This window comes from Streptomyces sp. NPDC020597 (assembly GCF_044335095.1).
Classification (GTDB): Bacteria; Actinomycetota; Actinomycetes; order Streptomycetales; family Streptomycetaceae; genus Streptomyces.
In genome coordinates this window covers 280,532-306,434 of record NZ_JBIRUL010000001.1, presented here as the reverse complement: position 1 = coordinate 306,434, position 25,903 = coordinate 280,532, and the positions used below count along the sequence as shown (strand labels likewise).

At 73.1% G+C, this 25,903-nt stretch carries 25 protein-coding genes; 17 read left to right on the top strand and 8 right to left on the bottom strand.

Annotated features, from left to right (window positions below; genetic code table 11):
- Window positions 1-4: 4 nt before the first annotated feature.
- Window positions 5-871 carry a biotin--[acetyl-CoA-carboxylase] ligase gene (locus ACH4ZA_RS01445; RefSeq protein WP_398427532.1) on the bottom strand — a complete coding sequence of 289 codons (867 nt, stop codon included), beginning with the start codon at window positions 869-871 and terminating at the stop codon, window positions 5-7.
- Window positions 872-981: 110 nt separating this feature from the next.
- Between ACH4ZA_RS01445 and ACH4ZA_RS01440 the strand changes: the two genes are divergently transcribed.
- The 4 genes from ACH4ZA_RS01440 (at window position 982) to ACH4ZA_RS01425 (ending at window position 3,772) form a co-directional block, all read left to right on the top strand.
- Window positions 982-2,595 carry an acyl-CoA carboxylase subunit beta gene (locus tag ACH4ZA_RS01440; protein ID WP_319280102.1) on the top strand — a complete coding sequence of 538 codons (1,614 nt, stop codon included), beginning with the start codon at window positions 982-984 and terminating at the stop codon, window positions 2,593-2,595.
- Between the two features lie 9 nt (window positions 2,596-2,604).
- Window positions 2,605-2,817 carry an acyl-CoA carboxylase epsilon subunit gene (locus ACH4ZA_RS01435; protein ID WP_319280105.1) on the top strand — a complete coding sequence of 71 codons (213 nt, stop codon included), beginning with the start codon at window positions 2,605-2,607 and terminating at the stop codon, window positions 2,815-2,817.
- Window positions 2,818-3,004: 187 nt separating this feature from the next.
- Window positions 3,005-3,133, top strand: a complete 129-nt coding sequence (gene mmpB, locus ACH4ZA_RS01430) for a morphogenic membrane protein MmpB (RefSeq protein WP_107105390.1) — start codon at window positions 3,005-3,007, stop codon at window positions 3,131-3,133.
- A 24-nt stretch (window positions 3,134-3,157) separates the two neighbouring features.
- Window positions 3,158-3,772, top strand: coding sequence for a nucleoside triphosphate pyrophosphatase (locus ACH4ZA_RS01425; protein ID WP_319280107.1), 615 nt, complete (start codon window positions 3,158-3,160; stop codon window positions 3,770-3,772).
- On the opposite strand, the gene ACH4ZA_RS01420 is transcribed toward ACH4ZA_RS01425, so the two are convergent.
- Window positions 3,741-4,244 (bottom strand): hypothetical protein, encoded by a 504-nt coding sequence (locus ACH4ZA_RS01420; RefSeq protein ID WP_398427529.1) that lies wholly within the window; start codon window positions 4,242-4,244, stop codon window positions 3,741-3,743. The two genes, ACH4ZA_RS01425 and ACH4ZA_RS01420, sit on opposite strands and share 32 nt — an antisense overlap.
- A gap of 374 nt (window positions 4,245-4,618) precedes the next feature.
- Between ACH4ZA_RS01420 and ACH4ZA_RS01415 the strand changes: the two genes are divergently transcribed.
- Window positions 4,619-6,391, top strand: coding sequence for an acetyl/propionyl/methylcrotonyl-CoA carboxylase subunit alpha (locus ACH4ZA_RS01415; protein WP_398427527.1), 1,773 nt, complete (start codon window positions 4,619-4,621; stop codon window positions 6,389-6,391).
- Window positions 6,392-6,617: 226 nt separating this feature from the next.
- On the opposite strand, the gene ACH4ZA_RS01410 is transcribed toward ACH4ZA_RS01415, so the two are convergent.
- Together ACH4ZA_RS01410 and ACH4ZA_RS01405 are read right to left on the bottom strand one after the other, a co-directional pair.
- Complete coding sequence (locus ACH4ZA_RS01410; protein ID WP_319280113.1) at window positions 6,618-7,583, bottom strand: DeoR/GlpR family DNA-binding transcription regulator; 966 nt, start codon at window positions 7,581-7,583, stop codon at window positions 6,618-6,620.
- Window positions 7,584-7,840: 257 nt separating this feature from the next.
- Window positions 7,841-9,289 carry an NAD(P)H-quinone dehydrogenase gene (locus ACH4ZA_RS01405; RefSeq protein ID WP_319280115.1) on the bottom strand — a complete coding sequence of 483 codons (1,449 nt, stop codon included), beginning with the start codon at window positions 9,287-9,289 and terminating at the stop codon, window positions 7,841-7,843.
- A gap of 96 nt (window positions 9,290-9,385) precedes the next feature.
- Between ACH4ZA_RS01405 and ACH4ZA_RS01400 the strand changes: the two genes are divergently transcribed.
- The 3 genes from ACH4ZA_RS01400 (at window position 9,386) to ACH4ZA_RS01390 (ending at window position 12,653) form a co-directional block, all read left to right on the top strand.
- Window positions 9,386-9,823: a gamma-glutamylcyclotransferase gene (locus ACH4ZA_RS01400; RefSeq protein ID WP_319280117.1), complete on the top strand. Its 438-nt coding sequence runs from the start codon at window positions 9,386-9,388 to the stop codon at window positions 9,821-9,823.
- A gap of 199 nt (window positions 9,824-10,022) precedes the next feature.
- Window positions 10,023-10,847, top strand: coding sequence for a purine-nucleoside phosphorylase (locus tag ACH4ZA_RS01395; protein ID WP_398427524.1), 825 nt, complete (start codon window positions 10,023-10,025; stop codon window positions 10,845-10,847).
- Between the two features lie 174 nt (window positions 10,848-11,021).
- Window positions 11,022-12,653, top strand: a complete 1,632-nt coding sequence (locus ACH4ZA_RS01390) for a phospho-sugar mutase (RefSeq protein WP_398427522.1) — start codon at window positions 11,022-11,024, stop codon at window positions 12,651-12,653.
- 184 nt (window positions 12,654-12,837) lie between these two features.
- Here ACH4ZA_RS01390 and ACH4ZA_RS01385 read toward each other — a convergent pair whose 3' ends face one another.
- Together ACH4ZA_RS01385 and ACH4ZA_RS01380 are read right to left on the bottom strand one after the other, a co-directional pair.
- Entirely contained in the window at window positions 12,838-14,535 is a 1,698-nt protein-coding gene (locus ACH4ZA_RS01385) for a PH domain-containing protein (protein ID WP_398427520.1), read from the bottom strand.
- 636 nt (window positions 14,536-15,171) lie between these two features.
- The gene (locus tag ACH4ZA_RS01380) at window positions 15,172-15,906 is read right to left on the bottom strand and encodes a PH domain-containing protein (RefSeq protein WP_319280125.1); all 735 of its coding nucleotides are present in this window, start codon (window positions 15,904-15,906) and stop codon (window positions 15,172-15,174) included.
- Between the two features lie 124 nt (window positions 15,907-16,030).
- Between ACH4ZA_RS01380 and deoC the strand changes: the two genes are divergently transcribed.
- The 5 genes from deoC to ACH4ZA_RS01355 all read left to right on the top strand — a co-directional run bounded on the left by deoC (window position 16,031) and on the right by ACH4ZA_RS01355 (window position 19,989).
- The gene (gene deoC / locus ACH4ZA_RS01375; RefSeq protein ID WP_319280127.1) at window positions 16,031-16,993 is read left to right on the top strand and encodes a deoxyribose-phosphate aldolase; all 963 of its coding nucleotides are present in this window, start codon (window positions 16,031-16,033) and stop codon (window positions 16,991-16,993) included.
- Window positions 16,994-17,014: 21 nt separating this feature from the next.
- Window positions 17,015-18,451 (top strand): aldehyde dehydrogenase family protein, encoded by a 1,437-nt coding sequence (locus tag ACH4ZA_RS01370; RefSeq protein WP_319280180.1) that lies wholly within the window; start codon window positions 17,015-17,017, stop codon window positions 18,449-18,451.
- On the top strand, window positions 18,444-19,355 hold the full coding sequence (locus ACH4ZA_RS01365; protein WP_319280129.1) for an aldehyde dehydrogenase family protein: 912 nt from the start codon (window positions 18,444-18,446) through the stop codon (window positions 19,353-19,355). The genes ACH4ZA_RS01370 and ACH4ZA_RS01365 overlap by 8 nt, the downstream gene beginning before the upstream one ends.
- A gap of 133 nt (window positions 19,356-19,488) precedes the next feature.
- Window positions 19,489-19,737, top strand: a complete 249-nt coding sequence (locus tag ACH4ZA_RS01360) for a type II toxin-antitoxin system Phd/YefM family antitoxin (RefSeq protein ID WP_319280131.1) — start codon at window positions 19,489-19,491, stop codon at window positions 19,735-19,737.
- The gene (locus ACH4ZA_RS01355; RefSeq protein WP_319280134.1) at window positions 19,738-19,989 is read left to right on the top strand and encodes a type II toxin-antitoxin system RelE/ParE family toxin; all 252 of its coding nucleotides are present in this window, start codon (window positions 19,738-19,740) and stop codon (window positions 19,987-19,989) included.
- A 76-nt stretch (window positions 19,990-20,065) separates the two neighbouring features.
- Here the strand turns inward: ACH4ZA_RS01355 and ACH4ZA_RS01350 are convergent, their stop codons facing one another.
- Window positions 20,066-20,473, bottom strand: a complete 408-nt coding sequence (locus ACH4ZA_RS01350; protein ID WP_319280135.1) for a hypothetical protein — start codon at window positions 20,471-20,473, stop codon at window positions 20,066-20,068.
- A 59-nt stretch (window positions 20,474-20,532) separates the two neighbouring features.
- Here ACH4ZA_RS01350 and ACH4ZA_RS01345 point away from each other — a divergent pair, with 59 nt between their 5' ends.
- Complete coding sequence (locus ACH4ZA_RS01345; protein ID WP_398427517.1) at window positions 20,533-21,240, top strand: uridine kinase; 708 nt, start codon at window positions 20,533-20,535, stop codon at window positions 21,238-21,240.
- Window positions 21,241-21,488: 248 nt separating this feature from the next.
- Here ACH4ZA_RS01345 and ACH4ZA_RS01340 read toward each other — a convergent pair whose 3' ends face one another.
- Window positions 21,489-22,232 carry a SigE family RNA polymerase sigma factor gene (locus tag ACH4ZA_RS01340; RefSeq protein ID WP_319280140.1) on the bottom strand — a complete coding sequence of 248 codons (744 nt, stop codon included), beginning with the start codon at window positions 22,230-22,232 and terminating at the stop codon, window positions 21,489-21,491.
- 647 nt (window positions 22,233-22,879) lie between these two features.
- Here ACH4ZA_RS01340 and afsQ1 point away from each other — a divergent pair.
- The 3 genes from afsQ1 to ACH4ZA_RS01325 are packed head-to-tail and all read left to right on the top strand — an operon-like array spanning window position 22,880 to window position 25,766.
- The gene (gene afsQ1 / locus ACH4ZA_RS01335; protein WP_057584528.1) at window positions 22,880-23,557 is read left to right on the top strand and encodes a two-component system response regulator AfsQ1; all 678 of its coding nucleotides are present in this window, start codon (window positions 22,880-22,882) and stop codon (window positions 23,555-23,557) included.
- Window positions 23,554-25,137: a HAMP domain-containing sensor histidine kinase gene (locus tag ACH4ZA_RS01330; protein WP_319280142.1), complete on the top strand. Its 1,584-nt coding sequence runs from the start codon at window positions 23,554-23,556 to the stop codon at window positions 25,135-25,137. The genes afsQ1 and ACH4ZA_RS01330 overlap by 4 nt, the downstream gene beginning before the upstream one ends.
- Window positions 25,138-25,139: 2 nt before the next feature.
- On the top strand, window positions 25,140-25,766 hold the full coding sequence (locus ACH4ZA_RS01325; RefSeq protein ID WP_398427818.1) for a hypothetical protein: 627 nt from the start codon (window positions 25,140-25,142) through the stop codon (window positions 25,764-25,766).
- Window positions 25,767-25,903 lie beyond the last annotated feature (137 nt).

Genomic DNA, 25,903 nt, shown 5'->3' with positions numbered 1-25,903 from the left:
TGCGTCACGCCGGTCTCAGATGGACGATGTCGCCCGCTCCCACCGGTTCCTGCACCCCTTCCTCGGTGGCGATGACGAGTCGGCCGTCGCCGTCGACCGCGACCGCCTCGCCGACGAGCGACCGGTCGCCGGGCAGTTCGGCCCGCACCGTTCGTCCCAGGGTCGCGCATCCGGCCGCGTACGTCTCCTGCAGGCCGCTCGCCGCCGGGTCGCCGCCGACGGCGCGCCAGCGCTCGTACCACTCCTCCAGCGACCGCAGGACGGCCCGCAGCAGCGGGTCCCGGTCCGTGGTGACCGCGCCGGCCAGCGCCAGGGAACCCGCCTGCGGCACCGGCAGCTCCTCCGCCCGCAGGGTGACGTTGAGGCCGACGCCGACGACCACCGCGTCCGTGCCGGCCCGCTCCGCGAGGATGCCGCCGGCCTTGCGTTCCTCCCCGCCGACGGTCACCAGCAGGTCGTTGGGCCATTTGAGTGCCGTGTCGACACCCGCGGCCCGGGACAGTCCCGTCGCGACCGCGACGCCGGTGAGCAGGGGCAGCCAGCCCCAGCGGGCCACCGGCACCTCGCTCGGCGTGAGGAGCACGGAGAAGAACAGTCCGGAACGCGGGGGCGCCGTCCACCGGCGGTCCAGCCGGCCCCGGCCCGAGGTCTGCTCCTCGGCCACCAGGACCGCGCCCTCGCGCGCCCTGCCCTCGCTCGCCGCCGTCACCAGGTCGGAGTTGGTGGAGCCGGTGCGCTGCACCACGTCCACACCGGACCAGAGACCGCCCTCCCGTACCAGCGCCCGGCGCAGGGCCGCGCCGTTGAGGGGCGGGCGGTCGAGGTCGGACCACCGGCCGCCGCCCGCCTCTGATGCATCTCGCGGTGTCATGCAAGCCACCCTAGGTGTGTTGAACACCGCACTGCCGATCGGTAGGGGCACCACTACGCTACGGATGAGTAACCGTCCCCCCTTTTGAGCAGGCAGGGAGCCGCATCCCGATGTCCGAGCCGGAAGAGCGCAACGAGATCCCAGGGATCGACATCCACACCACCGCGGGCAAGCTCGCGGATCTCCAGCGGCGCATCGAGGAAGCGACGCACGCCGGTTCGGAACGTGCCGTCGAGAAGCAGCACGCCAAGGGCAAGTTGACGGCCCGTGAGCGGATCGAGCTGCTGCTCGACGAGGGTTCCTTCGTCGAGTTGGACGAGTTCGCCCGGCACCGTTCCACCAACTTCGGCCTGGAGAACAACCGCCCGTACGGAGACGGCGTCGTCACCGGGTACGGCACGGTGGACGGCCGTCCGGTCGCCGTGTTCTCGCAGGACTTCACCGTCTTCGGCGGGGCGCTGGGCGAGGTCTACGGCCAGAAGATCGTCAAGGTCATGGACTTCGCGCTGAAGACCGGCTGCCCGGTCATCGGCATCAACGACTCCGGCGGCGCCCGCATCCAGGAGGGTGTGGCCTCGCTGGGCGCGTACGGCGAGATCTTCCGCCGCAACACCCACGCGTCCGGAGTGATCCCGCAGATCTCCCTGGTCGTCGGCCCGTGCGCGGGCGGCGCCGTCTACTCCCCCGCGATCACCGACTTCACGGTGATGGTCGACCAGACCTCCCACATGTTCATCACCGGCCCGGACGTCATCAAGACGGTCACCGGCGAGGACGTCGGCTTCGAGGAGCTGGGCGGCGCGCGCACCCACAACTCCGTCTCGGGCGTGGCGCACCACATGGCCGGCGACGAGAAGGACGCCGTCGAGTACGTCAAGCAGCTGCTGTCGTACCTGCCGTCCAACAACCTCTCCGAGGCGCCGGTGTTCGCGGAGGAGGCGGACCTGTCCGTCACCGACGAGGACCTCGAGCTGGACACGATCGTGCCGGACAGCGCGAACCAGCCGTACGACATGCACACGGTGATCGAGCACGTCCTGGACGACGCCGAGTTCTTCGAGACGCAGGCCCTGTTCGCGCCGAACATCCTGACCGGGTTCGGCCGCGTCGAGGGCCACCCGGTCGGCATCGTCGCCAACCAGCCGATGCAGTTCGCGGGCTGCCTGGACATCACGGCCTCCGAGAAGGCGGCCCGCTTCGTGCGCACCTGCGACGCCTTCAACGTCCCGGTCATCACGTTCGTGGACGTCCCCGGCTTCCTGCCCGGCGTCGGCCAGGAGCACGACGGCATCATCCGTCGCGGCGCGAAGCTCATCTACGCGTACGCGGAGGCCACCGTCCCGCTGATCACCGTCATCACCCGCAAGGCGTTCGGCGGCGCGTACGACGTGATGGGCTCCAAGCACCTGGGCGCCGACCTCAACCTGGCCTGGCCCACCGCCCAGATCGCCGTGATGGGCGCCCAGGGCGCGGTCAACATCCTGCACCGCCGCACGATCGCGGAGGCGCAGGCGGCCGGCGAGGACCTCGAGGCGGTGCGCGCGCGGCTGATCCGGGAGTACGAGGACACCCTCCTCAACCCCTACATCGCGGCCGAGCGCGGCTACGTCGACTCGGTGATCATGCCGTCCGACACCCGCCGGCACATCGTGCGCGGCCTGCGTCAGCTGCGCACCAAGCGGGAATCCCTGCCCCCGAAGAAGCACGGCAACATCCCCCTCTAAGGAGCCGCTGTGACGATCAAGGTCGTACGGGGCAACCCGACCCCGGAGGAGCTCGCCGCCGCCCTGGCGGTGGTCCGGGCCCGCGCCGCGGCGGCAGCGGCGACGCCGCCGTCCGGCGCGGACACCCCGAGGGACGCCTGGTCCGACCCCGCCCGCATCGCGGCACGCCGGGTGCCGCACCCGGGCGGGGCGTCCTGGACCCGCACGTACTGGCCGAGCTGAGCGCGACCCGCCCGCCTGCTGCTCAGGGAGCGGGCGGGCGGGCAACGCCGCGCAGCGGCCGCCCCACCGGCCCGCAGCCACGGACACCCGAACCCCGGACACCGGGGCACCGGGGCAGGGCTGCGGGCCCGCGATTTGAGTACGCCTACTCAGGCACGGGCCCCCCGCCGGGCCGCACGCTGGTGGAATGCTGTGGTCCGACCCCGAGAACGAGCCCCCCGAGGAACTGCGCGACATGCAGGAGACCCTGCGCAGACTCGGCCTCTTCCTCGCGCTGGCCATGGTGCTGGCGATGATCGTGCTCGGCGTCAGATGACGGCACCGGCGATACGCTGACCGCATGACCGCTGCGCGCCGCCTCGTCCTCGCCTCCCAGTCCCCCGCCCGGCTGAACCTGCTGCGGCAGGCCGGTCTCACCCCCGAGGTGATCGTGAGCGGGGTGGACGAGGACGCCGTCACCGCCCCCACCCCCGCCGAACTGGCGCTCGCCCTCGCCGAGGCGAAGGCCTCCGTCGTCGCCGCGAAGCCCGCCGTCAAGGGCGCCCTGGTGATCGGCTGCGACTCGGTGCTCGACCTGGACGGCGAGGCGCTGGGCAAGCCGGCGGACGCCGAGGAGGCCACCGCGCGCTGGAAGGCGATGCGCGGCCGGGCCGGCACGCTGCAGACCGGCCACTGCGTCTACGACACCGCCAGCGGGCGCTACACGTCCGCGACCGCGTCCACCGTGGTCCGCTTCGGCGAGCCGACGGACGCCGAGATCGCGGCGTACGTCGCCTCGGGCGAACCCCTCTACGTGGCCGGGGCGTTCACCCTCGACGGCCGGTCGGCGCCGTTCATCGAGGGCATCGACGGCGACCACGGCAACGTGATCGGCCTCAGTCTGCCCCTGCTGCGCCGGCTGCTGGCACAGCTGGGCGTCGGCATCACGGAGCTGTGGGCGCCGCCGGAGGCGTGACGGGCGCCGGCGCGACCTGCGGGGCCGGGGAGCCGCCGTCGTCGCCCTTGGCGTCCTCGGGCGCCGGGGCGGCGGACCGCGGCCGGGCGTCGTAGGTCATCAGCAGCAGCACGATCAGCGCGAGCACAGCCACCATGAACACGAACTGCGGCACGCCCAGCAGTCCCCAGGCGAACGCGCCCAGCAGCCCGTGCACGACGGCGGCGCTGATCAGCAGCACCCGGCCGAAGCCGGCGGGCGCGCGGTCGCGCAGCGCCACCAGGAGCGCCACCACGCCGCACAGGACGAAGTAGAGACCGAAGACGATCCCGCCCACCTTGGAGGACGTCGACATGACGTCCGGGTCCAGACCGGCCAGGGACATGTCCTGCCGGTCCACCACGACGCCCATGAACCAGTTCAGCGCGGCGACGCCGAGCCCTTCGGCGAAGAGCACGACCGCCACGATCCACGCCACCGGTCTGCGAACCACCGGTCCCCACCCACTTTCGACCCCGACCCGAGCAAGGGTGCTGTTACCTCAAGTACGTTCGAGACATCCTGAACGCTACTAACGGGTAAACCCTGGGACAAGGGTTCTGCGGGGGGCAAAGAATCATTGGGCCATTCGTAGGGACTCCACAAAGAAACGGAGTGGGCCGCAGCACGCTCTCACAGAGACCTTGACCACATCGGAGGGCTAGGGTTTCCCGGAGGAGTGCTGCGTACGGCGGTACTGCAAGGAATTTCGGTGTCGAGTGAGCCTCGCATCACGCTCCGTGTGGGCAAGCTCACCTGTGGGCACGGGTCGATGAGTCGTGTCGGCAGTCCCTAAACTCGGCTTGTTTCAAGGAGGGAGCCTCAATCGTGCGCAAGGTGCTCATCGCCAACCGTGGCGAAATCGCAGTCCGCGTGGCCCGGGCATGCCGGGATGCCGGTATCGCGAGCGTGGCCGTCTACGCCGACCCGGACCGGGACGCTCTGCATGTCCGCGCCGCGGATGAGGCGTTCGCCCTGGGCGGTGACACTCCCGGGACCAGCTACCTCGACATCGAGAAGGTGCTGAACGCGGCCCGGGAGTCGGGCGCGGACGCCGTCCATCCGGGTTACGGATTCCTCTCGGAGAACGCCGAGTTCGCTCAGGCGGTCCTGGACGCGGACCTGATCTGGATCGGCCCGCCTCCGCAGGCCATCCGCGACCTCGGCGACAAGGTCGCCGCCCGGCACATCGCCCAGCGCGCCGGCGCTCCTCTCGTGGCCGGCACGGCCGACCCGGTCTCCGGCGCCGACGAGGTCGTCGCCTTCGCCGAGGAGCACGGCCTGCCGATCGCGATCAAGGCCGCGTTCGGTGGCGGCGGCCGGGGTCTCAAGGTCGCCCGCACCCTCGAAGAGGTCCCCGAGCTGTACGACTCGGCGGTCCGCGAGGCGGTCGCCGCCTTCGGTCGCGGCGAGTGCTTCGTGGAGCGCTACCTCGACAAGCCGCGCCACGTGGAGACGCAGTGTCTGGCCGACCGCCACGGCAACGTGGTCGTCGTCTCCACCCGTGACTGCTCCCTGCAGCGCCGCCACCAGAAGCTGGTCGAGGAGGCCCCCGCGCCGTTCCTCTCCGAGGCGCAGCGGGCCGAGTTGTACGCCTCCTCCAAAGCCATCCTGAAGGAGGCCGGCTACGTCGGCGCCGGCACCGTGGAGTTCCTCGTCGGCGCCGACGGCACGATCTCCTTCCTGGAGGTCAACACCCGGCTCCAGGTCGAGCACCCGGTGACCGAGGAGGTCGCCGGCATCGACCTCGTCCGTGAGATGTTCCGCATCGCCGACGGCGAGGAGCTCGGCTACGGCGACCCGGAACTGCGCGGCCACTCCTTCGAGTTCCGCATCAACGGCGAGGACCCGGGCCGCAACTTCCTGCCGGCCCCCGGCACGGTCACCCTCTTCGCCCCGCCGTCGGGCCCGGGCGTCCGCCTGGACGCCGGCGTCGAGTCCGGCAGCGTGATCGGTCCGGCCTGGGACTCCCTCCTGGCCAAGCTGATCGTCACCGGGGCGACCCGCGAGCAGGCGCTGCAGCGGGCGGCCCGCGCCCTGGCCGAGTTCCAGGTCGAGGGCATGGCCACGGCGATCCCGTTCCACCGCGCGGTGGTCGTGGACCCGGCGTTCGCTCCCGAACTCACCGGCTCCGACGCCCCCTTCACGGTCCACACCCGCTGGATCGAGACCGAGTTCGTCAACGAGATCCCGGCCTTCTCCGCCTCGGCGGACACCGACGCCGAGGACGAGACGGACCGCGAGACGATCGTCGTCGAGGTCGGCGGCAAGCGGCTGGAGGTCTCCCTCCCGTCCTCGCTCGGCATGTCGCTGGCCCGCACGGGCCTCGCGGCGGGCGCCAAGCCGAAGCGCCGCGCGGCCAAGAAGTCCGGTCCGGTGGCCTCCGGCGACACCCTCGCCTCTCCGATGCAGGGCACGATCGTGAAGGTCGCGGTCGAGGAGGGCCAGGAGGTCAAGGAGGGCGACCTGGTCGTCGTCCTCGAGGCCATGAAGATGGAGCAGCCCCTGAACGCCCACCGCTCCGGCACCGTCAAGGGCCTCAGCGCGGAGGTCGGCGCGTCCATCACGTCGGGCGCGGCGATCTGCGAGATCAAGGACTGACCCCACCCGCACACCGTGTCGAGGCGCCCGCCACCCCGGGCGCCTCACCACGTCAAGCCCCCGCACCCGCAGCAGGCATCATCAGCCCGTCCGGCGCGCACTGAAAGACGCGGACCGCGATATCAGCCCGTCCGGGGGTCCCTCCTCTGGGGGAGTTCGAGGACGAGGCCCCTTCAGGGCCGAACGGGGGCCTGGGGGCGGAGCCCCCAGCAGCGGACCCGCGACGTCACCGACGGCGCAGGTCCGCGACCCGCGCCCGCTCCGCACCCGGCGCCTGCTCCCCCAGGACGGACCCGGCACGAAGCCCCGACGCCGCACCGGGAACCTGGCCCCGCCGCGGAGCCGGCAGCGGCACGTCCCGGCGCTGTTGCTGATGGCGCGCCGGGGCCGCATCACCCCCCGGGCTTCCCGGCGCCCCCGCCACGGCGATCTGCACCCCCTGGTCCGCCAGGGCCTGCAGTTCGGTGGCGGCACGGTCGTCGTGCGCGGGCGGCTCGTCCGTCACCAGGCGGGTGACGAGGTCCGTGGGCACGGTCTGGAACATGGTGTCCGTGCCGAGCTTGGTGTGGTCGGCGAGGACGACGACCTCGGCGGCCGCCTGGACGAGCGCCCGGTCGACCGACGCCGACAGCATGTTGGACGTGGACAGTCCGCGTTCGGCGGTGAGGCCGCTCCCGGAGAGGAAGGCGCGGGAGACCCTGAGTCCCTGGAGGGACTGCTCGGCCCCGCTGCCCACCAGGGCGTAGTTGGAGCCGCGCAGGGTTCCGCCCGTCATCACCACCTCGACCCGGTTGGCGTGGGCCAGGGCCTGGGCGACCAGCAGGGAGTTGGTGACCACGGTCAGGCCGGGCACCCGGGCGAGCCGGCGGGCCAGCTCCTGTGTCGTGGTGCCCGCCCCGACCACGATGGCCTCGCCCTCTTCCACGAAGTTGGCGGCGAGGTCCGCGATGGCGGTTTTTTCGGCGGTCGCGAGATGGGATTTCTGCGGAAAGCCGGACTCCCGCGTGAACCCGCCCGGCAATACCGCACCGCCGTGCCGGCGGTCGAGGAGTCCTTCTGCCTCCAGTGCGCGCACGTCCCGCCGCACGGTCACTTCGGAGGTCTGGACGACGCGGGCGAGTTCACGGAGCGACACGGCCCCGTTCGCTCGCACCATTTCGAGGATCAATTGACGACGTTCTGCAGCGAACACGAAACTGACAGTAACGCGGACGACCGTCTGCTTTCAGCTCTTTGCGCCGAATAGTAGAAGTTGTTCGCACAGAGGCACGGGGGGTGGTATAGGGCTCACTTCCGGCGCCTATAACCCCCGCGCCGTCTCCCGCGCTCTCCCGCGCTCTCTCCCGAGCCGTCTCCGCGCCGTCCGCCGACGCCGGGCCGCCCCGCCGGTCGGCTTCCTGTGACCGGCGGGGAGTCCGACGGGTGGCCGGGGGCCGTCGGAACGGACCGTCAGCCCTCGCCCGACGTCTTGCGGGTGTGCAGCTGCCTCGCCACCTCCGCGATCGACCCCGAAAGGGACGGATACACGGTGAACGCGTTCGCGATCTGTTCGACCGTCAGGTTGTTGTCGACGGCGATCGAGATGGGGTGGATCAGTTCCGAGGCGCGCGGGGCGACGACCACGCCGCCGACGACGATGCCCGTGCCGGGGCGGCAGAAGATCTTGACGAAGCCGTCCCGGATGCCCTGCATCTTGGCGCGCGGGTTGCGCAGCAGCGGCAGCTTCACGACGCGGGCGTCGATCTTCCCGCCGTCCACGTCGGCCTGGCTGTACCCGACCGTGGCGATCTCGGGGTCGGTGAAGACGTTCGAGGAGACCGTCTTGAGGTTGAGCGGGGCCACCGCGTCGCCGAGGAAGTGGTACATGGCGATCCGGCCCTGCATGGCGGCGACGGAGGCGAGGGCGAAGATCCCGGTCACGTCGCCGGCCGCGTAGACGCCCGGGGCGGTGGTGCGGCTGACCTTGTCGGTCCAGATGTGCCCGGACTCGCGGACCCTGACGCCCGCCTCCTCCAGCCCCATGCCCTCGCTGTTGGGGATGGCGCCGACCGCCATGAGGCAGTGCGAGCCGGTGATGACCCGGCCGTCGGACAGGGTGACCTCGACCCGGTCGCCGACCCGCTTGGCGGATTCGGCGCGCGAGCGTGCCATGACGTTCATGCCGCGACGGCGGAAGACGTCCTCGAGGACCGCGGCCGCGTCCGGGTCCTCGCCGGGCAGCACGCGGTCACGGGAGGAGACCAGGGTGACCTTGGAGCCGAGGGCCTGGTACGCGCCGGCGAACTCCGCGCCGGTGACGCCCGAGCCGACCACGATGAGCTCCTCGGGCAGCTCGCCGAGGTCGTAGACCTGGGTCCAGTTCAGGATGCGCTCGCCGTCGGGCCGGGCGTCCGGCAGCTCGCGCGGGTGGGCGCCGGTGGCCAGCAGGACGGCGTCGGCGGTGAGGGTCTCCTCGGTGCCGTCCGCCGCGGCGACGACGACCTTGCGGGAGCCGTCGAGGGCCTGCATGCCCTCCAGCCGGCCGCGGCCGCGCAGCACGCGCGCGCCGGCGCGGGTGACGGAGGCGGTGATGTCGTGCGACTGGGCGAGCGCGAGGCGCTTCACACGCCGGTTCACCTTGCCGAGGTCGACCCCGACGACCCGGGCCGCCTGCTCCAGCGGCGGGGTGTCGTCGGCGACGATGATGCCGAGTTCCTCGTACGACGAGTCGAAGGTCGTCATGACCTCGGCCGTCGCGATAAGGGTCTTCGACGGCACGCAGTCGGTCAGCACCGACGCTCCGCCCAGACCGTCGCAGTCGACGACGGTCACCTCCGCGCCGAGCTGCGCGGCCACCAGGGCCGCTTCATAGCCGCCGGGTCCGCCACCGATGATCACGATCCGAGTCACGTACTCCATTGTCCCGTACGGGACGCGCGGGCACCGCCCCGGGGCCCGCGGGCGCCGGGACTGTGACCAGAGTGACGCCTGCGCGCACTGCCGTACTCTCCTTGCATGTCGCTCTACGCCGCGTACGCCGGCAACCTCGACGCGCGGCTGATGACCCGCCGCACCCCGCACTCGCCGCTGCGCGCCACGGGCTGGCTGAACGGCTGGCGGCTGACGTTCGGCGGCGAGCAGCTCGGCTGGGACGGCGCACTGGCGACGCTGGTGGAGGAGCCCGGGGCGCAGGTGTTCGTCGCGCTGTACGACATCGCCCCCATGGACGAGGAATCGCTGGACCGCTGGGAGGGCGTGGGCCTGGGCATCTACCGGCGTGCCCGGATGCGCGTGCAGACCCTGGAGGGCGAGGAGTCGGCCTGGGTGTACGTGCTGAACGGCTACGAGGGCGGGCTGCCGTCGGCCCGGTACCTGGGCGAGGTCGCGGACGCGGCGGAGTCCGCCGGGGCGCCGCACGACTACGTGATGGAGCTGCGCAAGCGGCCCTGCTGAACGCGGCCGCCTTCGGACCCGGAGCGTCGGCGCGGCGACGGGAGAGCGGTGCGGGCCCGGGTGACGACGGGGACACCCTGGTCACGGGCGCCCGAGGGGCTCCGCGGCCGTTCCTCGTTGGAAACGACAAGACAACGATCGCATTCCCGTGGGCTCTGTCATCTACGCGCGTAGGCACAAACCGGCTACGCTCTCTCGCGTGAACGCATCTCTTCTCCCGGACGACATCCAGGGCGACCCGCACGCCGCCGCCGACGCCGCCGCCGCGCGCCTGCGCGAACTGACCGGCGCCGAGACCCACGACGTCGCCCTCGTGATGGGCTCGGGCTGGGCGCCCGCCGTGGACGCCCTGGGCGTCGCCGACGCCGAGTTCCAGGTCACCGACCTTCCCGGGTTCCCGCCGCCCGCGGTGGAGGGCCACGGCGGCAAGGTCCGCTCGTACCGGATCGGCGAGAAGCGGGCGCTGGTGTTCCTCGGCCGCACCCACTACTACGAGGGCCGCGGCGTCGCCGCCGTCGCCCACGGCGTGCGCACCGCGGTGGCGGCCGGCTGCAAGACGATCGTGCTGACCAACGGCTGCGGCGGTCTGCGCGAGGGCATGCGTCCCGGTCAGCCGGTGCTGATCAGCGACCACCTGAACCTGACGGCGACCTCGCCGATCGTCGGCGCGAACTTCGTCGACCTGACGGACCTCTACTCGCCGCGGCTGCGCGCCCTGTGCAAGGAGATCGACCCCACGCTGGAGGAGGGCGTCTACGCGCAGTTCCCCGGCCCGCACTACGAGACGCCGGCCGAGATCCGCATGGCGCGGACCATCGGCGCGGACCTGGTGGGCATGTCCACCGTGCTGGAGGCCATCGCGGCACGCGAGGCGGGCGCCGAGGTGCTCGGCATCTCCCTGGTGACCAACCTCGCCGCCGGTATGACGGGCGAGCCGCTGAACCACGAGGAGGTCCTCCAGGCGGGCCGGGACAGCGCGACGCGCATGGGGTCGTTGCTGGCCCGCGTACTCGGCCGGCTCTGAGCGCGCCACCGGGGGCCGCGGCCCCCGGACCCGGGCGGGACCGGTCCTCGCCCCGGCCCCGAGCGGGCCTCGTCCTCGCCCTTCCCGGAGGGGGACAACGGACGGGCCGGCCGGATCGACCCGGCCCGAACTGACAGACAAGCGGCGTCCACACGCAACCGGAGGGTGACCCCCGTGCACGACGATCTCCTCGCCCGCGCCCAGGCCTGGCTCGCGGAGGATCCCGACCCCGAGACCCGCGCCGAGCTGGCCCGGCTCCTCGACGCCGGGGACGTCGCCGAGCTCGCCGACCGCTTCGGCGGCACCCTCCAGTTCGGCACCGCCGGTCTGCGCGGCGAGCTGGGGGCCGGGCCCATGCGGATGAACCGGTCCGTGGTGATCCGCGCGGCGGCCGGTCTCGCCGCCCACCTCACGAAGAACGGCCACGCCGGCGGGACCGTCGTCGTCGGCTACGACGCCCGTCACAAGTCCGCCGACTTCGCCCGCGACACCGCGGCCGTGATGACCGGCGCGGGCCTGCGGGCCGTCGTCCTGCCGCGTCCGCTGCCCACGCCCGTCCTCGCCTACGCCATACGGCACCTGGGCGCGGTCGCCGGCGTCGAGGTCACCGCCAGCCACAATCCGCCCCGCGACAACGGCTACAAGGTGTACCTGGGCGACGGCTCGCAGATCGTGCCGCCCGCCGACACCGAGATCGCGGCGGAGATCGACGCGATCGTCTCGCTCGACGACGTCCCCCGTCCCGAGGACGGCTGGCAGACGCTCGACGACTCCGTCCTCGACGCCTATCTGGCCCGCACCGACGCCGTCCTCGCCAAGGGCTCCCCGCGCACGGCCCGTACCGTCTACACGGCGATGCACGGCGTGGGCAAGGACGTCCTGCTCGCCGCGTTCGCCCGCGCGGGCTTCCCGGAGCCGGTCCTCGTCGCCGAGCAGGCCGAGCCCGACCCGGACTTCCCGACCGTCGCCTTCCCCAACCCGGAAGAGCCCGGCGCGATGGACCTCGCGTTCGCCGCCGCCCGCGCGGCGGCCCCGGACCTGGTCATCGCCAACGACCCGGACGCCGACCGCTGCGCGGTGGCCGTCCCGCACGACGGCGACTGGCGCATGCTGCGCGGCGACGAGGTCGGCTCACTGCTCGGCGCCCACCTCGTCCGGCGCGGCGCGCAGGGCACGTTCGCCGAGTCGATCGTCTCCTCCTCCCTCCTCGGCCGCATCGCCGCGAAGGCGGGTCTGCCCTACGAGGAGACCCTCACCGGCTTCAAGTGGATCGCCCGCGTGGACGGCCTGCGCTACGGCTACGAGGAGGCACTCGGCTACTGCGTGGACCCCGAGGGCGTCCGGGACAAGGACGGCATCACCGCCGCCCTGCTCGTCACGGAACTGGCCTCGGAGCTCAAGGAGGAGGGCCGCACCCTCCTCGACCTGCTGGACGACCTCGCCGTGGAGCACGGTCTGCACGCCACCGACCAGCTCTCGGTCCGGGTGCAGGACCTCTCCGTCATCGCCCGCGCGATGGACCGGCTGCGCGCGCGGCCCCCGGCCTCCCTCGCGGGCCTGACGGTGACGCGGGCCGAGGACCTCACCCTGGGCACGGACCGGCTGCCTCCCACCGACGGCCTGCGCTACACGCTCGACGGCGCGAGGATCGTCGTCCGGCCCAGCGGCACCGAGCCGAAGCTGAAGTGCTACCTGGAGGTCGTCGTCCCGGTCGCCGCCCACGCCGACCTGCCGGCCGCCCGCACCGAGGCGGCCGCTCTCCTGGCGGACCTCAAGCGGGACCTGTCGGCGGCAGCGGGCATCTGACGCGTCGGGCGCCCCACGCAGCGCGCGTCCGACGCCCGAACGCGCGGGCACGGCGGGCGGACCGCGGCGGCCGACGGGCCTGCGGGCGGCGGGGCAGCGACACGGCGGGCCGGCCCGGGCAGGAGGAGCGGCACTTCGCCGCGCTCCCGCCGTGGCCGCCGCCGCGCCCCTCGCCGGGCCGGCGTCACCGCAGGAGGAGCAGTCCCGCCGCGACCGCCGTCGCCAGGGCCGCGCCGAGCGGCCACAGGGGCCGTCCGCGGTCGCGGCCGGTCGCCGTGCCGGCGGGCCGCAGGGCCGGGGTCCGCCACACCGCCGTGATCTCCGCGGCCGTCCGCTCGTACGGATGCAGCAGCCCGAGCCTGTCCTCCAGCCAGGACCAGCGCGGGGACGCCACCCGCCACTCCCCGAACGCAGCGCTCCTGCCGTCGATCCGCAGGCGCGCGCCCTCGCACTTCACGATCCGGACGTCGTGCCAGGGGAGGTGCCGGGTCCCCCGCAGCCCGTTGAACCACAGGCCTTCCCGGTCGGCGGTGACCCGCCAGGCAAGCCGGCGCGGCAGCGAGAGCGCGGCGAGGACCGTGAGGCCGATGCCGTACGCGTCACCCCACCTGCCGGACTTCGCGTAGCAGGCGAGGAACAGTGCCACGAGCGCGACGGCGGTCCAGTCGGCCCACCCGGCGCGCCAGTGCCGCGTCCGCGCCTCGTCGGCGCGGTCTCGTGCGGCGACGGCCTCCGCGGCCGTCGTGCGTCGCCGGGCGTCCCGGGCCGCGCGCACGGACGTCCGCTTCTCGGCCCTGTTCCTGCTCCGCAACGCGCCCGGGGTCATCGGCCGCACCGGGCCGAGGGACGCCTCCACCACGGGCGCCCGGCCGGCCGCGGACGCGGCGGCCAGGAAGACCGCCTCGCCCCCGTCGTACGGGACCCCGTGCAGTACGGCCTCGCGCAGCGGTCCTGATCGCCCGTCACCGATCCGGTCGACCAGCGCCCGCAGCTCCCCGTCCTCATCGTCGTCCCGGCAGCCGTCGTCCTCGTCCGCACCGGCGTCGTCCGCGCCCCGGGGGGTCTCGGGCCCGGACGTGGGGACCGTGAGCGACGTGGACACCGTGAACAGGGGGCGCAGCGCGGCGAGATCGTCGGCGGCGTAGACCTCGGTGTCGGCGTCGATGCCGTCGCGCACGAGGACCCGCAGCACAGGGACGGGCGCCCGGCGCAGGGCGAGGGCCCGGCGGCGGCCCAGCACCCCGGAGAGCAGCAGGGTGAGGCCGAGTCCGGCGAGACACCAGCCGGCCGCCGGTACCGCCTGCCGTTGGGCAGACCCGTCCGGGAGACCGGCGGCGGCGTACAGCGCCCCACCCGCGACGACCGTGCCGAGGCCGCACCACGACAGGAACGTCCCGCGTTCCGCCCGCCCGCCCCCGGGCGCCGGCGCCGCGGCTGTCACGCCTGCGGCGGCCTCCCGGCCCGCCGCCCGCTGCCGCCGACGGACGGCAAGCCGCAGACAGGCGGTTCCCCAGACGCCCGCCAGGACGGCAGCCGTGCTCAGCCGCACGCCGGGGGCGAGGTCTCCCGTCGTCAGCGCCACGCCGACGGCGACCGGCCCGAGGACCGCGGCCGCCTCGGGCCGCAGCACCCACCACACGAGGTGCAGGGCGACCAGGGCGGCGGCCCACGCGGGCAGGGCGCCCGACGCGCTCAGCAGGGCGGCGCCCGCCACGGCCGCCGGCGGCAGCGCCACGAAGGCCGACGCGGGGGTTCGCACCGGCGCCCAGCGCGGCGGCAGCGCGCGCGTCCAGTGCGCCGCCCGCTCACCGGACCAGGGCGGACAGCCCTCGGGTATCGCGGCCGCGGGCAGCCGCAGCACCGTGTCGACTTCCGTGCTCATCGCTCCCTCTCGGCTTCGGGGACACCGGTACGGCGGGCAACGCTACGCGGCGGGCCCGACGTCCAGCGCAGGTGGGAGCCCCGGTGGGCCCGGCGGCGAGGTTCGGCGGAAGATTCCTGAGCGGCTTCGGGCGCCGATGGCTCCACGACCGTGCCGGCGGCCTTCCCGACCGACGAGCAGACGGTGACGAGCTGCCCGACCGGGCACGGGCACAGCGGGACCCGCGGGTGGGCCCGGCCCGGGGTCCGGCACAGCGCGACCCGCGGGTGAGCCCGGCCCGGGGTCCGCCCCGTCGACCGGGTGCACCCGGCGGGCCCGCTCCCGGCTCGCCGACGTCGTCATCCGCCTCCGCGCTTGTGCACGCGCCCGGCAGATCGTCGACCGGAGGGACGGGTCGTCGCCGGCCGGCCGCGCGCCGCCCCCGGCACCGGTCGCCTAGGCCGGCGTCGTACATGTAGCCCGAGGGCGTTCCGGGCGACCTGTACGGCGTGCACCGCTGCGGGTGCGAGGCTGAGCCGCGTCGCCGGAGCAGTCGAAGCACACGCCCACCGCCCGGACCCGTGGCACACGCCCACCCGGACCCGAGGACCCGAAGGACACCCACCCGCCCCCGAGGCGTGCGCCCCCGGCGGCGGCTCAGCCCACGGCGAGCAGGATCGCGAGCACCACGGCCCCCGCCGCGACCGGGCCCAGGATCTCCCAGGCCCAGCGCACGGAGACCTCGCCCTGGGCGCTCTCCTCCTGCTGGCGCGCCTCCCACACCTCGCGCAGCTCGTCCACGTCCCGGTCGCCGCGGGCGCGCAGCGGGCCGTCGGCGGCGGTCGCGCCGGCCCCGCCCAGGCGGCTGCTCTTCCCCCGGGCCGCCCGCTTGCGCGCCCGCAGCGAGACGGGGATGGACCACAGCTGGAACTTCTTCCCCGACACGGCGATCGCCTCGTTGGAGTAGCCGGAACGCAGCGTGGCGACCTCCCCCCAGGGCAGCACGATCAACCGGAAGGGGTTGCGCACCCGCAGCCGGTCCGGGCCCGCGTACACGGCGGGCCGCAGCGTGAAGGCGATGATCAGCGGTACGACGAGGATCAGGGTCGCGAGCGCCAGCCAGGGGGTGCGCCCCTCGCCCGAGACGATCGCGTCGACGCCCAGCCAGGCGGCCAGCCCGAGCAGCAGCACACCGCCGAAGACGCCCCCCGAAGACCGGTAGACCCGGTCCTTCGTCACGGGCTCCGGGGGCTCCTGAAACCCGGAGGGTCCTGATGCGCCGGGCCGGGGAGTGCCCGTGGGCCCCGGGGTCCCCGCGGGCCGTTCGGGCTCCGGGGCGCCCGCGGGCTTCGCGGGCCGTGGCTCAGGCGACTGGTCTTCCGGGCTCGTCATGGCCCCGATTGTGCCCGAAGCCGGCGATGCGCTCATACGCGGTGCCCCCGCGCGCGATGAGCGCCCGAACCGCTTCCGGGGGGTGTACACCTGCTACGCGCGTAGATATGCTCGTCTGGTGACCATGCCCACCAATGCACCCACCGCAGCCCCGGCGCTCACGGACGTGACCGCGTCCGACGCCGCGTTGCGCCGCTTCCTCCACGGGCTGCCCGGCGTCGACGCGGTCGGCCTGGAGGCGCGCGCCGCCACGCTCGGCACCCGTTCCATCAAGACGACCGCCAAGGCGTACGCCATCGACCTCGCCATCTCGATGGTCGACCTGACGACGCTGGAAGGCGCGGACACCCCGGGCAAGGTCCGGGCGCTCGGCGCGAAGGCGGTCCGTCCCGACCCGACCGACCGGACGGCCCCCGCCACGGCCGCGGTCTGCGTCTATCCCGACATGGTGGCCGTCGCCAAGGAGGCCGTCGCCGGCTCCGCCGTGAAGGTCGCCTCGGTCGCCACCGCCTTCCCGGCCGGCCGCGCCGCCCTCGACGTGAAACTGGCCGACGTCCGTGACGCGGTCGCCGCCGGCGCCGACGAGGTCGACATGGTCATCGACCGCGGGGCGTTCCTGGCCGGCCGGTACATGAAGGTGTACGAGGAGATCGTCGCCGTCCGCGAGACCTGCGGCTCGGCCGCCCGTCTCAAGGTCATCTTCGAGACCGGCGAGCTGTCGACGTACGACAACATCCGGCGGGCGAGCTGGCTCGGCATGCTGGCCGGGGCGGACTTCATCAAGACGTCCACCGGCAAGGTCGCCGTCAACGCCACCCCCGCCAACACCCTGCTCATGCTGGAGGCCGTCCGCGACTTCCGCGCCCAGACCGGCGTCCAGGTCGGCGTGAAGCCCGCCGGCGGCATCCGCACCAGCAAGGACGCGATCAAGTTCCTGGTCCTGGTCAACGAGACCGCGGGCGAGGACTGGCTGGACAACCACTGGTTCCGCTTCGGCGCCTCCTCGCTCCTGAACGACCTGCTGATGCAGCGCCAGAAGCTGGCCACCGGCCGCTACTCCGGCCCCGACTACGTGACGGTGGACTGAGACCCCATGACCACGCAAAAGCTGACTTCCGCATTCGAGTACGCACCGGCGCCCGAGTCCCGCTCGGTCGTCGACATCGCCCCGTCCTACGGCCTGTTCATCGACGGCGAGTTCACCGAGGCGGCCGACGGCAAGGTCTTCAAGACCGTCTCGCCGTCCTCCGAGGAGGTCCTCTCCGAGATCGCCCAGGCGGGCGAGGCGGACGTGGACCGCGCCGTGAAGGCCGCCCGCAGGGCCTTCTCGCCCTGGTCGGCGCTCCCCGGCGCCGAGCGGGCGAAGTACCTGTTCCGCATCGCCCGGATCATCCAGGAGCGCAGCCGTGAGCTGGCCGTCCTGGAGACGCTGGACAACGGCAAGCCAATCCGGGAGACGCGTGACGCCGACCTCCCGCTGGTCGCGGCGCACTTCTTCTACTACGCGGGCTGGGCGGACAAGCTCGACCACGCCGGGTTCGGCCCCTCGCCGAAGCCGCTGGGCGTGGCCGGCCAGGTCATCCCCTGGAACTTCCCGCTGCTGATGCTGGCGTGGAAGATCGCCCCGGCGCTCGCCACGGGCAACACGGTCGTGCTGAAGCCGGCCGAGACCACGCCGCTGTCCGCCCTGTTCTTCGCGGACGTCTGCCGCCAGGCGGGTCTGCCCAGGGGCGTCGTGAACATCCTGCCGGGCTACGGCGACACGGGTGCGGCGCTCGTCGCCCACCCCGACGTGAACAAGGTGGCCTTCACCGGCTCCACGGCCGTCGGCAAGGCGATCGCGAAGACGGTCGCGGGCACCCGCAAGAAGCTGACGCTGGAGCTGGGCGGCAAGGGCGCCAACATCGTCTTCGACGACGCGCCGATCGACCAGGCCGTCGAGGGCATCGTCAACGGCATCTTCTTCAACCAGGGTCAGGTCTGCTGCGCGGGCTCCCGCCTCCTCGTCCAGGAGTCGATCCAGGAGGAGCTGCTGGAGTCCCTCAAGCGCCGGCTGTCGACGCTGCGACTCGGCGATCCGCTGGACAAGAACACGGACATCGGCGCGATCAACTCCGAGGAGCAGCTGACCCGCATCACCTCGCTCGTCGAGCAGGGCGAGGCGGAGGGCGCGGAGCGCTGGTCCCCGGCCTGCGAACTGCCGGACGCGGGCTACTGGTTCGCGCCGACGCTGTTCACGAACGTCACGCAGGCCCACACCGTCGCCCGGGACGAGATCTTCGGCCCGGTGCTGTCGGTCCTCACCTTCCGCACCCCGGACGAGGCCGTCGCCAAGGCCAACAACACGCCGTACGGCCTGTCGGCGGGCGTCTGGACGGAGAAGGGCTCCCGCATCCTGGCGGTGGCGAACAAGCTCCGGGCCGGCGTCGTCTGGTCCAACACGTTCAACAAGTTCGACCCGGCCTCGCCGTTCGGCGGGTACAAGGAGTCGGGCTTCGGCCGCGAGGGCGGCCGCCACGGCCTGGAGGCGTACCTCGATGTCTGACAAGTCCGAGAAGACCGGGCAGCCCCGGCTGGGCGTCTTCAAGACCTACAAGCTGTACGTCGGCGGGAAGTTCCCGCGTTCGGAGAGCGGCCGGGTGTACGAGGTGACCGACGCACAGGGCGAGTGGCTGGCCAACGCACCGCAGTCGTCCCGCAAGGACGCCCGTGACGCGGTGGTCGCCGCGCGCAAGGCCTTCGGCGGCTGGGCCGGGGCCACGGCCTACAACCGGGGCCAGATCCTCTACCGCGTCGCGGAGATGCTGGAGGGACGCCGGGGGCAGTTCGTCCGCGAGGTCGCCGACGCCGAGGGCCTGTCGAAGTCCAGGGCGGCCGCGACGGTGGACGCGACGATCGACCGCTGGGTCTGGTACGCGGGCTGGACCGACAAGATCGCCCAGGTGGTGGGCGGCGGGAACCCGGTCGCGGGACCGTACTTCAACATCTCCTCGCCGGAGCCGACGGGCGTCGTGACGGTCCTCGCGCCGCAGGACTCCTCCTTCCTGGGCCTGGTCTCGGTCGTCGCCCCGGTGATCGCCACCGGCAACACGGCCGTGGTGATCGCGAGCGAGCGCTCGCCGCTGCCGGCGCTGTCGCTCGGCGAGGTGCTGGCCACCTCCGACCTGCCCGGCGGCGTCGTCAACGTCCTCTCCGGCCGCACGGCGGAGATCGCGGCGCCCCTGGCGTCCCACCAGGACGTCAACGCGATCGACCTCGCGGGCGCCGACGAGGCGCTGGCGAAGGAGCTGGAGATCGCCGCGGCCGACAACCTCAAGCGCGTCCTTCGTCCACAGCCTGTGGACGACTGGGCGGCGACGCCCGGCATCGACCGCATGACGGCCTTCCTGGAGACCAAGACCGTCTGGCACCCCACGGGCTCCCTGGGCGCGTCCGGCTCGTCGTACTGACGGCCTTGGGGCGACTCCCACCGCCGCCCCTCACGAGCGGGGCCGCGCCTCCTCTCCGTCCGGAGGAGCGCGGCCCTTTGTCATATTGACGCATGAATCGCTCACTAGATTAACCATGTGCTACTTTTCCAGCATGGTTGAGATCGCCATCAGCGCCGCCCGCTCCCAGCTCGGCGACCTGGTCCGCCGCGCCGCCCACAGCCGCGAGACCATCGCCCTCACCGACCACGGTCACGTGGCCGCACTCCTCGTGTCGCCGCAGGTGATAGAGGACTTCGAAGACGCCCTGGCGCTGGCCGACTACCAGCGGCGCAAGGCCGAGGGCACTCTCGAACCCGGCATTCCACACGAAGAGGTCGGCAGGATGTTGGGGCTTCGGTAAGTGACCTACAAGATCATCTGGGAACCACGCGCCACCGATGCGGCGGTCAGGTTCCTGAAGGAAGACCCTGCCGGACTGTCCGCCGTCTATGAAGCGGTGGACGCTTTGGCCACGCTCCCCCGGCCCGCCGGTTCCGTCCCCTACGGCTCGCAGGACGTGCGCCGCCTGCACGTCGGTGACTATCGGGTGCTCTACCTCATCGACGACGACGTGATCCACATTCTCGTCACCCACCTCGGCCGCACCCCCTGACCGAAAAGCGGGAGCCGCACCGACCCCTTCGTCGGGGCCGGCGCGGCTCCCGCCGCCCGTATGCCGTGCAGGGTGCTCAGCCGCCCAGCACCTTCGTCACCTCGCCCAGCACCGGGATCGACCCGATGGACTGCGCCTGGGCGACCGGGGCCGTCAGCATCTGGGACGTCAGGGGCCGGAAGTCGGCGAGCTGGGTTCCCACGCCGTTGTCCAGGGGGTCGACGCCGGTGCCCGCGAGGGGGTTGGGCTTGAGGCCCGAGACGGCGCCGGTGACGTACGGGAGAGCGCCCAGCGCCCCCTGCACGCCCGCCTGCGGGTCGATCGAGCCGATCGAGCCGGGCCGGCCGTTCACCGCGTCGAGGACCGGCTCACCGGTCGCCGCGGAGGCGGCCGAGGCGCCCGCGCCCAGCGCCACTCCGGCGGTCGCGAGGGCGGCGAGGGCGCGCCGGCCGGTGGAGATGCGGGGGGAGTCGTGTCGGGCCATCGTCGATGCCGCCTTCTGATGCGCAAGGTGATCAGGTCGCCACGAAGGGTAGTTGAGATGTGACGCGCGCATCAAAGCCGACCCGCGGGGTCGTTGACGGACCGGGGGATGCCTCACACTGGTGTCCCGTGACTCCCCCTCCGCCCATACCGACGCGAGTCGTGCTGCTCTGCGGCCCCTCCGGCTCCGGCAAGTCCCTGCTCGCGGCCCGCTCCGGGCTCCCTGTGCTGCGGCTCGACGACTTCTACAAGGAGGGCGACGACCCGACGCTGCCGTCGGTCGCCGGCAGTTCCGACATCGACTGGGACCACCCCGACTCGTGGGACGCGGACGCCGCCGTCGCCGCGATCGTGGAACTGTGCGGCACCGGACGCACGAATGTTCCCGTCTACGACCTCTCGCTGAGCGCGCGCAACGGCGAGGAGGCGGTCGAGATCGGGCGGACCACTCTGTTCATCGCCGAGGGCATCTTCGCCGCGGAGATCGTCGTCCGCTGCCGGGAGCTGGGCGTCCTGGCCGACGCGCTGTGTCTGAGCCGCGGTCCGGTGAAGACCTTCCGCCGCCGCTTCCTGCGCGATCTGAAGGAGGGCCGCAAGTCGGTGCCCTTCCTCCTGCGGCGCGGCTGGCGCCTGATGCGCGCCGAACGCTCCATCGTGGCCCGGCAGACCGGGCTGGGCGCGTACGCCTGCGACCGCGACGAGGCGATGGGCCGCCTGGCCGCCGCCGCGGCGGGCCGCCGCGCCGCCGCCACGCGGACGGCCGTCTAGCGCCGTGACAGGGGCGGGGCGGCCCGGACGGAAGGCCGCCGACCGGGCCGGGCACGCAGAAGCGGGACTGGACGGACCCCCCGGCCCTCCAGCCCCGCTCCCGGTGCTTCCCCCGTGCTTCCCCCGTGTGGTGCTCCCCCGTGCTTGCGCGGCGCCGCTCCCCCGTACGTCCCCCGTCGGGTCCCCCCGGCGCCGCTCCCCCGTTCACCGGCTCCCCTGAGCGGAGCCGGGCCCTCCCCCGTTCACCCTCAGGCGACCAGCTCCCCGAAGGCGTCCTCCTCGTCACGGCCGAAGCTGAGGACCTCGTCCTCGCGCAGCCGGCGGAGCGACCGCCAGATGCTGGACTTCACCGTGCCGACACTGATGTCGAGGATCTCCGCGATCTCCGGGTCGGTGCGGCCCTCGTAGTAGCGCAGGACCAGCATCGTCCGCTGGAGTTCGGGCAGCCGGGCCAGCGCCTGCCACAGGACGGCGCGCAGTTCGGTGCCGCGCATCGCGTCCGTGTCGCCGGGCGTCTCCGGCAGTTCCTCGGTCGGGTACTCGTTCAGCTTGCGGCGGCGCCACGCGCTGATGTGCAGGTTCGTCATCGTCCGGCGGAGGTATCCGCCGACCGCGGCCTTGTCGCTGATCCGCTCCCAGGCCCGGTACGTCGAGAACAGCGCGCTCTGCAGCAGGTCCTCCGCCTCGAAGCGGTCACCGGTGAGGTGGTAGGCGGTGGCGTACAGGGAGGCGCGGCGCTCCTGGACGTAGGCGGTGAACTCCGCCTCCGTCAGGGAGCGACGCTCCCCCGGGTCCTCCCCGTACGCGGCTCCCCCGTGAGCCGCCGGTTCCCCCGTGTCGACCACCGTCATGAACCCGGTGTGCTGACGCCCGGCGCCGCGAGCGCACCCCCGCCCGCTCACGACGCCGGACTTCTCGGAACCCCGGTTCACGTCGTGCAGACGCGTGACGACCGCGACTGCGTTGGTGCTCATACCGTGCAGCGTGTTCATCTCGCGCCCCCCGTCGTGGACTTCCGGTGTTCTGTCTGGTGCATCGGCCGGGCTTCGCGGTGTTCGCCGTGCTCGTCTCCGCGTCGCCCCGCCTCGTGACCAAAAGACTGCCCGGGCCACTTCATCGCCGTGTCCGCCGTCTGTCACAGACCTGTCACAGGGGCCTGTCACGGGAACACCACAGACACTCCACAGGCTTGCGCGGTACGGCAGTTGGCCTGGTCCGCGCAGGAGCCCGGCGCGGGGAGGCGGGGTCCCTCGAACCGCCCCCGCACCCCTTGGACCACGCGGCGGGGACGGTCCCTTCGGCTGCTCCGTGGACGGCGGGGCCCGAGCGGTCACCGATCAGCCGGCTGTCATGCCCGCGACCGGCAGGGGGAGCTGTCGACCCGGTCCCGCCGCGGCCGGCCCGGCGGGGCCGCGCCTTGGCGAAGGAGCGCCCGTCCCCGACGAAACCGCAGGTCCGCGACGTGCGGATCGAGCATTTATGCGCTTCGGGCGCAGGTGTTCGCGGGATTTCCGCGGCCCCGTGCACACCGCCCGGCGCGGTCCGACGCCGCCGGAACCGGCGCTCCGCGACGGCCGCGCGCAGGCCGACGCCTACCCACGGGTCGAACGACAGCCCCCTCATGGGCCAGAATGAGCCCGTGCCTTCCCTGTTGCTGATCGAGGACGACGACGCCATCCGTACGGCCCTGGAGCTCTCACTGACGCGCCAGGGGCACCGTGTGGCGACCGCTGCGAGCGGTGAGGACGGTCTGAAGCTGCTGCGCGAGCAGCGGCCGGATCTGATCGTGCTGGACGTGATGCTGCCCGGCATCGACGGTTTCGAGGTGTGCCGTCGCATCCGGCGCACCGACCAGCTGCCGATCATTCTGCTCACCGCGCGCAGCGACGACATCGACGTGGTCGTCGGGCTGGAGTCCGGCGCCGACGACTACGTCGTCAAACCCATCCAGGGCCGGGTGCTGGACGCCCGGATCCGGGCCGTGCTGCGGCGCGGCGAACGCGAGTCGAGCGACGCGGCGACCTTCGGCAGCCTCGTCATCGACCGTGCCGCGATGACGGTGACGAAGAACGGCGAGGATCTGCAGCTCACGCCGACCGAACTGCGGCTGCTGCTCGAACTGAGCCGCCGGCCGGGGCAGGCGCTGTCCCGGCAGCAGCTGCTGCGGCTGGTGTGGGAGCACGACTACCTGGGCGACTCCCGGCTGGTGGACGCCTGTGTCCAGCGGCTGCGGGCCAAGGTCGAGGACGTGCCGTCCTCCCCGGTCCTGATCCGTACCGTGCGCGGCGTCGGCTACCGCCTGGACGCCCCTCAGTGACACAGCCGCAGGGGGGGCTCCGCGGCTGGTCCGCGGCGCGCAAGGGAAGACTGTCACGGCTGCGTCTCACCAGCCTGCGCCTGCGGCTGGTGGTGGTCTTCGGCGCGGTGGCGCTGACGGCCGCCGTGTCCGCGTCCGGCATCGCGTACTGGCTGAACCGCGAGGCCGTGCTGACCCGCACCCAGGGCTCGGTGCTGCGCGACTTCGAGCAGGAGATGCAGAACCGGGCGGGATCGCTGCCGGCGCATCCCTCGCAGGACGAGCTCCAGCACACCGCGGGGCAGATGGCCAACAGCAGTCAGCGGTTCAACGTGCTGCTGGTGGGCGCGGACGACAGCGGCAAGACCGTGTACGGCAACTCCAACGGACTCAACGGGTTCTCGCTGGAGGACGTCCCCGAGTCGCTGCGCACGGCGGTGAACAAGCAGCAGGAGGTCACCGGCGGCAACAAGTCGCCGTACCACCTGTACTGGCAGCGGGTCGTGGACCACGGGACGCCGTACCTGGTGGCCGGGACGCGGGTGAACGGGGGCGGGCCCACCGGCTACATGCGCAAGTCGCTGGCGCCGGAGGCCAAGGACCTGAACTCGCTGGCGTGGTCGCTGGGCATCGCCACCGCCCTCGCGCTGATCGGGGCCGCGCTGCTCGCGCAGGCCGCCGCCACGACCGTCCTGAAGCCGGTGCACCGGCTGGGCGTCGCGGCGCGCCGGCTCGGCGAGGGACGGCTCGACACCCGGCTGCGGGTCTCCGGGACGGACGAGCTCGCCGATCTGTCCCGGACGTTCAACCGCACCGCCGAGGCGCTGGAGAAGCGGGTCGACGACATGGCCGCCCGCGACGAGGCCTCGCGCCGGTTCGTCGCCGACATGTCGCACGAGCTGCGGACGCCGCTGACCGCCATCACCACCGTCGCGGAGGTGCTGGAGGAGGAGCTGGACGCCGAGTCGGGCAGCATCGACCCGATGATCGAGCCCGCGGTGCGGCTGGTGGTGAGCGAGACACGGCGGCTGAACACCCTCGTGGAGAACCTGATGGAGGTCACCCGCTTCGACGCGGGGACCGCGCGGCTGGTCCTGGACGACGTCGACGTCGCCGACCAGATCACCGCGTGCATCGACGCGCGGGCCTGGCTGGACGCCGTCGACCTCGCCGCGGAGCGCGGCATCCACGCCCGGCTCGACCCGCGCCGGCTGGACGTCATCCTCGCCAACCTCATCGGCAACGCGCTCAAGCACGGCGGTTCGCCGGTGCGGGTGTCGGTGTCGGCGCAGGACGACTCGGTGGTCATCGCCGTGCGCGACCACGGGCCGGGCATCCCTGAGGAGGTGCTGCCGCACGTCTTCGACCGGTTCTACAAGGCGAGCGCCTCCCGGCCGCGTTCGGAGGGCAGCGGGCTCGGCCTGTCCATCGCACTGGAGAACGCCCACATCCACGGCGGTGAGATCACCGCCGCCAACTCCCCGGAGGGCGGCGCGGTGTTCACGCTGCGGCTGCCGCGGGGGGTCGCCGAACCGGTGGAGCAGGACGTCGCGGGCGTGCCGGGCGGGACGACCGGGCAGGACGAGGGGGACGCATCGTGACCATGGGCCGTGCGACCGTACGACGGCTGTGCGCCGCCGTGGTGCTGGCGGGCCTCGCCGGTCCGCTCGCGGGCTGCGGCATCCGGGCGACCGAGGTCCCGACCGACTTCGGTCCCGCGCCCTCGCGGGTGCGCTGCTCGCTCGCCGATCCCGTCGTGTCGCCGCAGGCCGCCCGCGCGGGCGTGCCGGTGCAGGTGTTCCTGCTGTGCGGTTCGTCGCTGGTGACCGTGGACCGCAGCGTGCGGGTGCCGGACGGCGCGGCGGGCTCCGCGCGGCGCGCGCTGGTCGCGCAGGGCCTGCTCGACCAGCTCGCCGAGTCGCCGTCGGCCGCCGAGAAGGAGGCCGGGTACACGACGGACGTGCGCGGCGCGATGACCGTGAGCGGCCCGGCCGCCAAGGACCCGGACGACGCGCTGCGGCTGAGCGTCCCGCCCGGGGACCTCACCTCGTACGCGCTCGCGCAGGTCGTGTGCACCTTCTCGGACTCCGCGGCGGCCGAGGGCGACGGCTCGGTGATCCTGGGCGGTCCCGGCCCGGAGCCCGTGCGCCGCTACGCGTGCACCGACGAGGTCCGTTCACGGCCCGGCAGCACCGAGCCCCCGTCCTCGGCCGTCACGAGCGGCGGCTGAGGGTCCGCGCCCGCTCCTCCCGGCCCGCGCGCCGTATCGACACGCCGTATCGACACGCCGGAACGGCGCGCCGCGGGGAGCGCGCCGCGGGGAGCGCGCCGCGGGGAGCGCGCGCCCTCCGGGAGCGGCGGCCGGGT

What these genes read in the sequence shown, in the direction of transcription:
- deoC (WP_319280127.1), top strand. Translation starts at nt 16,031, where the DNA reads ATGCCCACCAATGCACCCACCGCAGCCCCGGCGCTCACGGACGTGACC.
- ACH4ZA_RS01425 (WP_319280107.1), top strand. Translation starts at nt 3,158, where the DNA reads ATGACCGCTGCGCGCCGCCTCGTCCTCGCCTCCCAGTCCCCCGCCCGG.
- ACH4ZA_RS01350 (WP_319280135.1), bottom strand. Translation starts at nt 20,473, where the DNA reads ATGGCCCGACACGACTCCCCCCGCATCTCCACCGGCCGGCGCGCCCTC.
- ACH4ZA_RS01440 (WP_319280102.1), top strand. Translation starts at nt 982, where the DNA reads ATGTCCGAGCCGGAAGAGCGCAACGAGATCCCAGGGATCGACATCCAC.
- mmpB (WP_107105390.1), top strand. Translation starts at nt 3,005, where the DNA reads ATGCTGTGGTCCGACCCCGAGAACGAGCCCCCCGAGGAACTGCGCGAC.
- ACH4ZA_RS01380 (WP_319280125.1), bottom strand. Translation starts at nt 15,906, where the DNA reads ATGACGAGCCCGGAAGACCAGTCGCCTGAGCCACGGCCCGCGAAGCCC.
- ACH4ZA_RS01360 (WP_319280131.1), top strand. Translation starts at nt 19,489, where the DNA reads ATGGTTGAGATCGCCATCAGCGCCGCCCGCTCCCAGCTCGGCGACCTG.
- ACH4ZA_RS01400 (WP_319280117.1), top strand. Translation starts at nt 9,386, where the DNA reads ATGTCGCTCTACGCCGCGTACGCCGGCAACCTCGACGCGCGGCTGATG.
- ACH4ZA_RS01325 (WP_398427818.1), top strand. Translation starts at nt 25,140, where the DNA reads ATGGGCCGTGCGACCGTACGACGGCTGTGCGCCGCCGTGGTGCTGGCG.
- ACH4ZA_RS01405 (WP_319280115.1), bottom strand. Translation starts at nt 9,289, where the DNA reads ATGGAGTACGTGACTCGGATCGTGATCATCGGTGGCGGACCCGGCGGC.
- ACH4ZA_RS01340 (WP_319280140.1), bottom strand. Translation starts at nt 22,232, where the DNA reads ATGAACACGCTGCACGGTATGAGCACCAACGCAGTCGCGGTCGTCACG.
- ACH4ZA_RS01385 (WP_398427520.1), bottom strand. Translation starts at nt 14,535, where the DNA reads ATGAGCACGGAAGTCGACACGGTGCTGCGGCTGCCCGCGGCCGCGATA.
- ACH4ZA_RS01445 (WP_398427532.1), bottom strand. Translation starts at nt 871, where the DNA reads ATGACACCGCGAGATGCATCAGAGGCGGGCGGCGGCCGGTGGTCCGAC.
- ACH4ZA_RS01365 (WP_319280129.1), top strand. Translation starts at nt 18,444, where the DNA reads ATGTCTGACAAGTCCGAGAAGACCGGGCAGCCCCGGCTGGGCGTCTTC.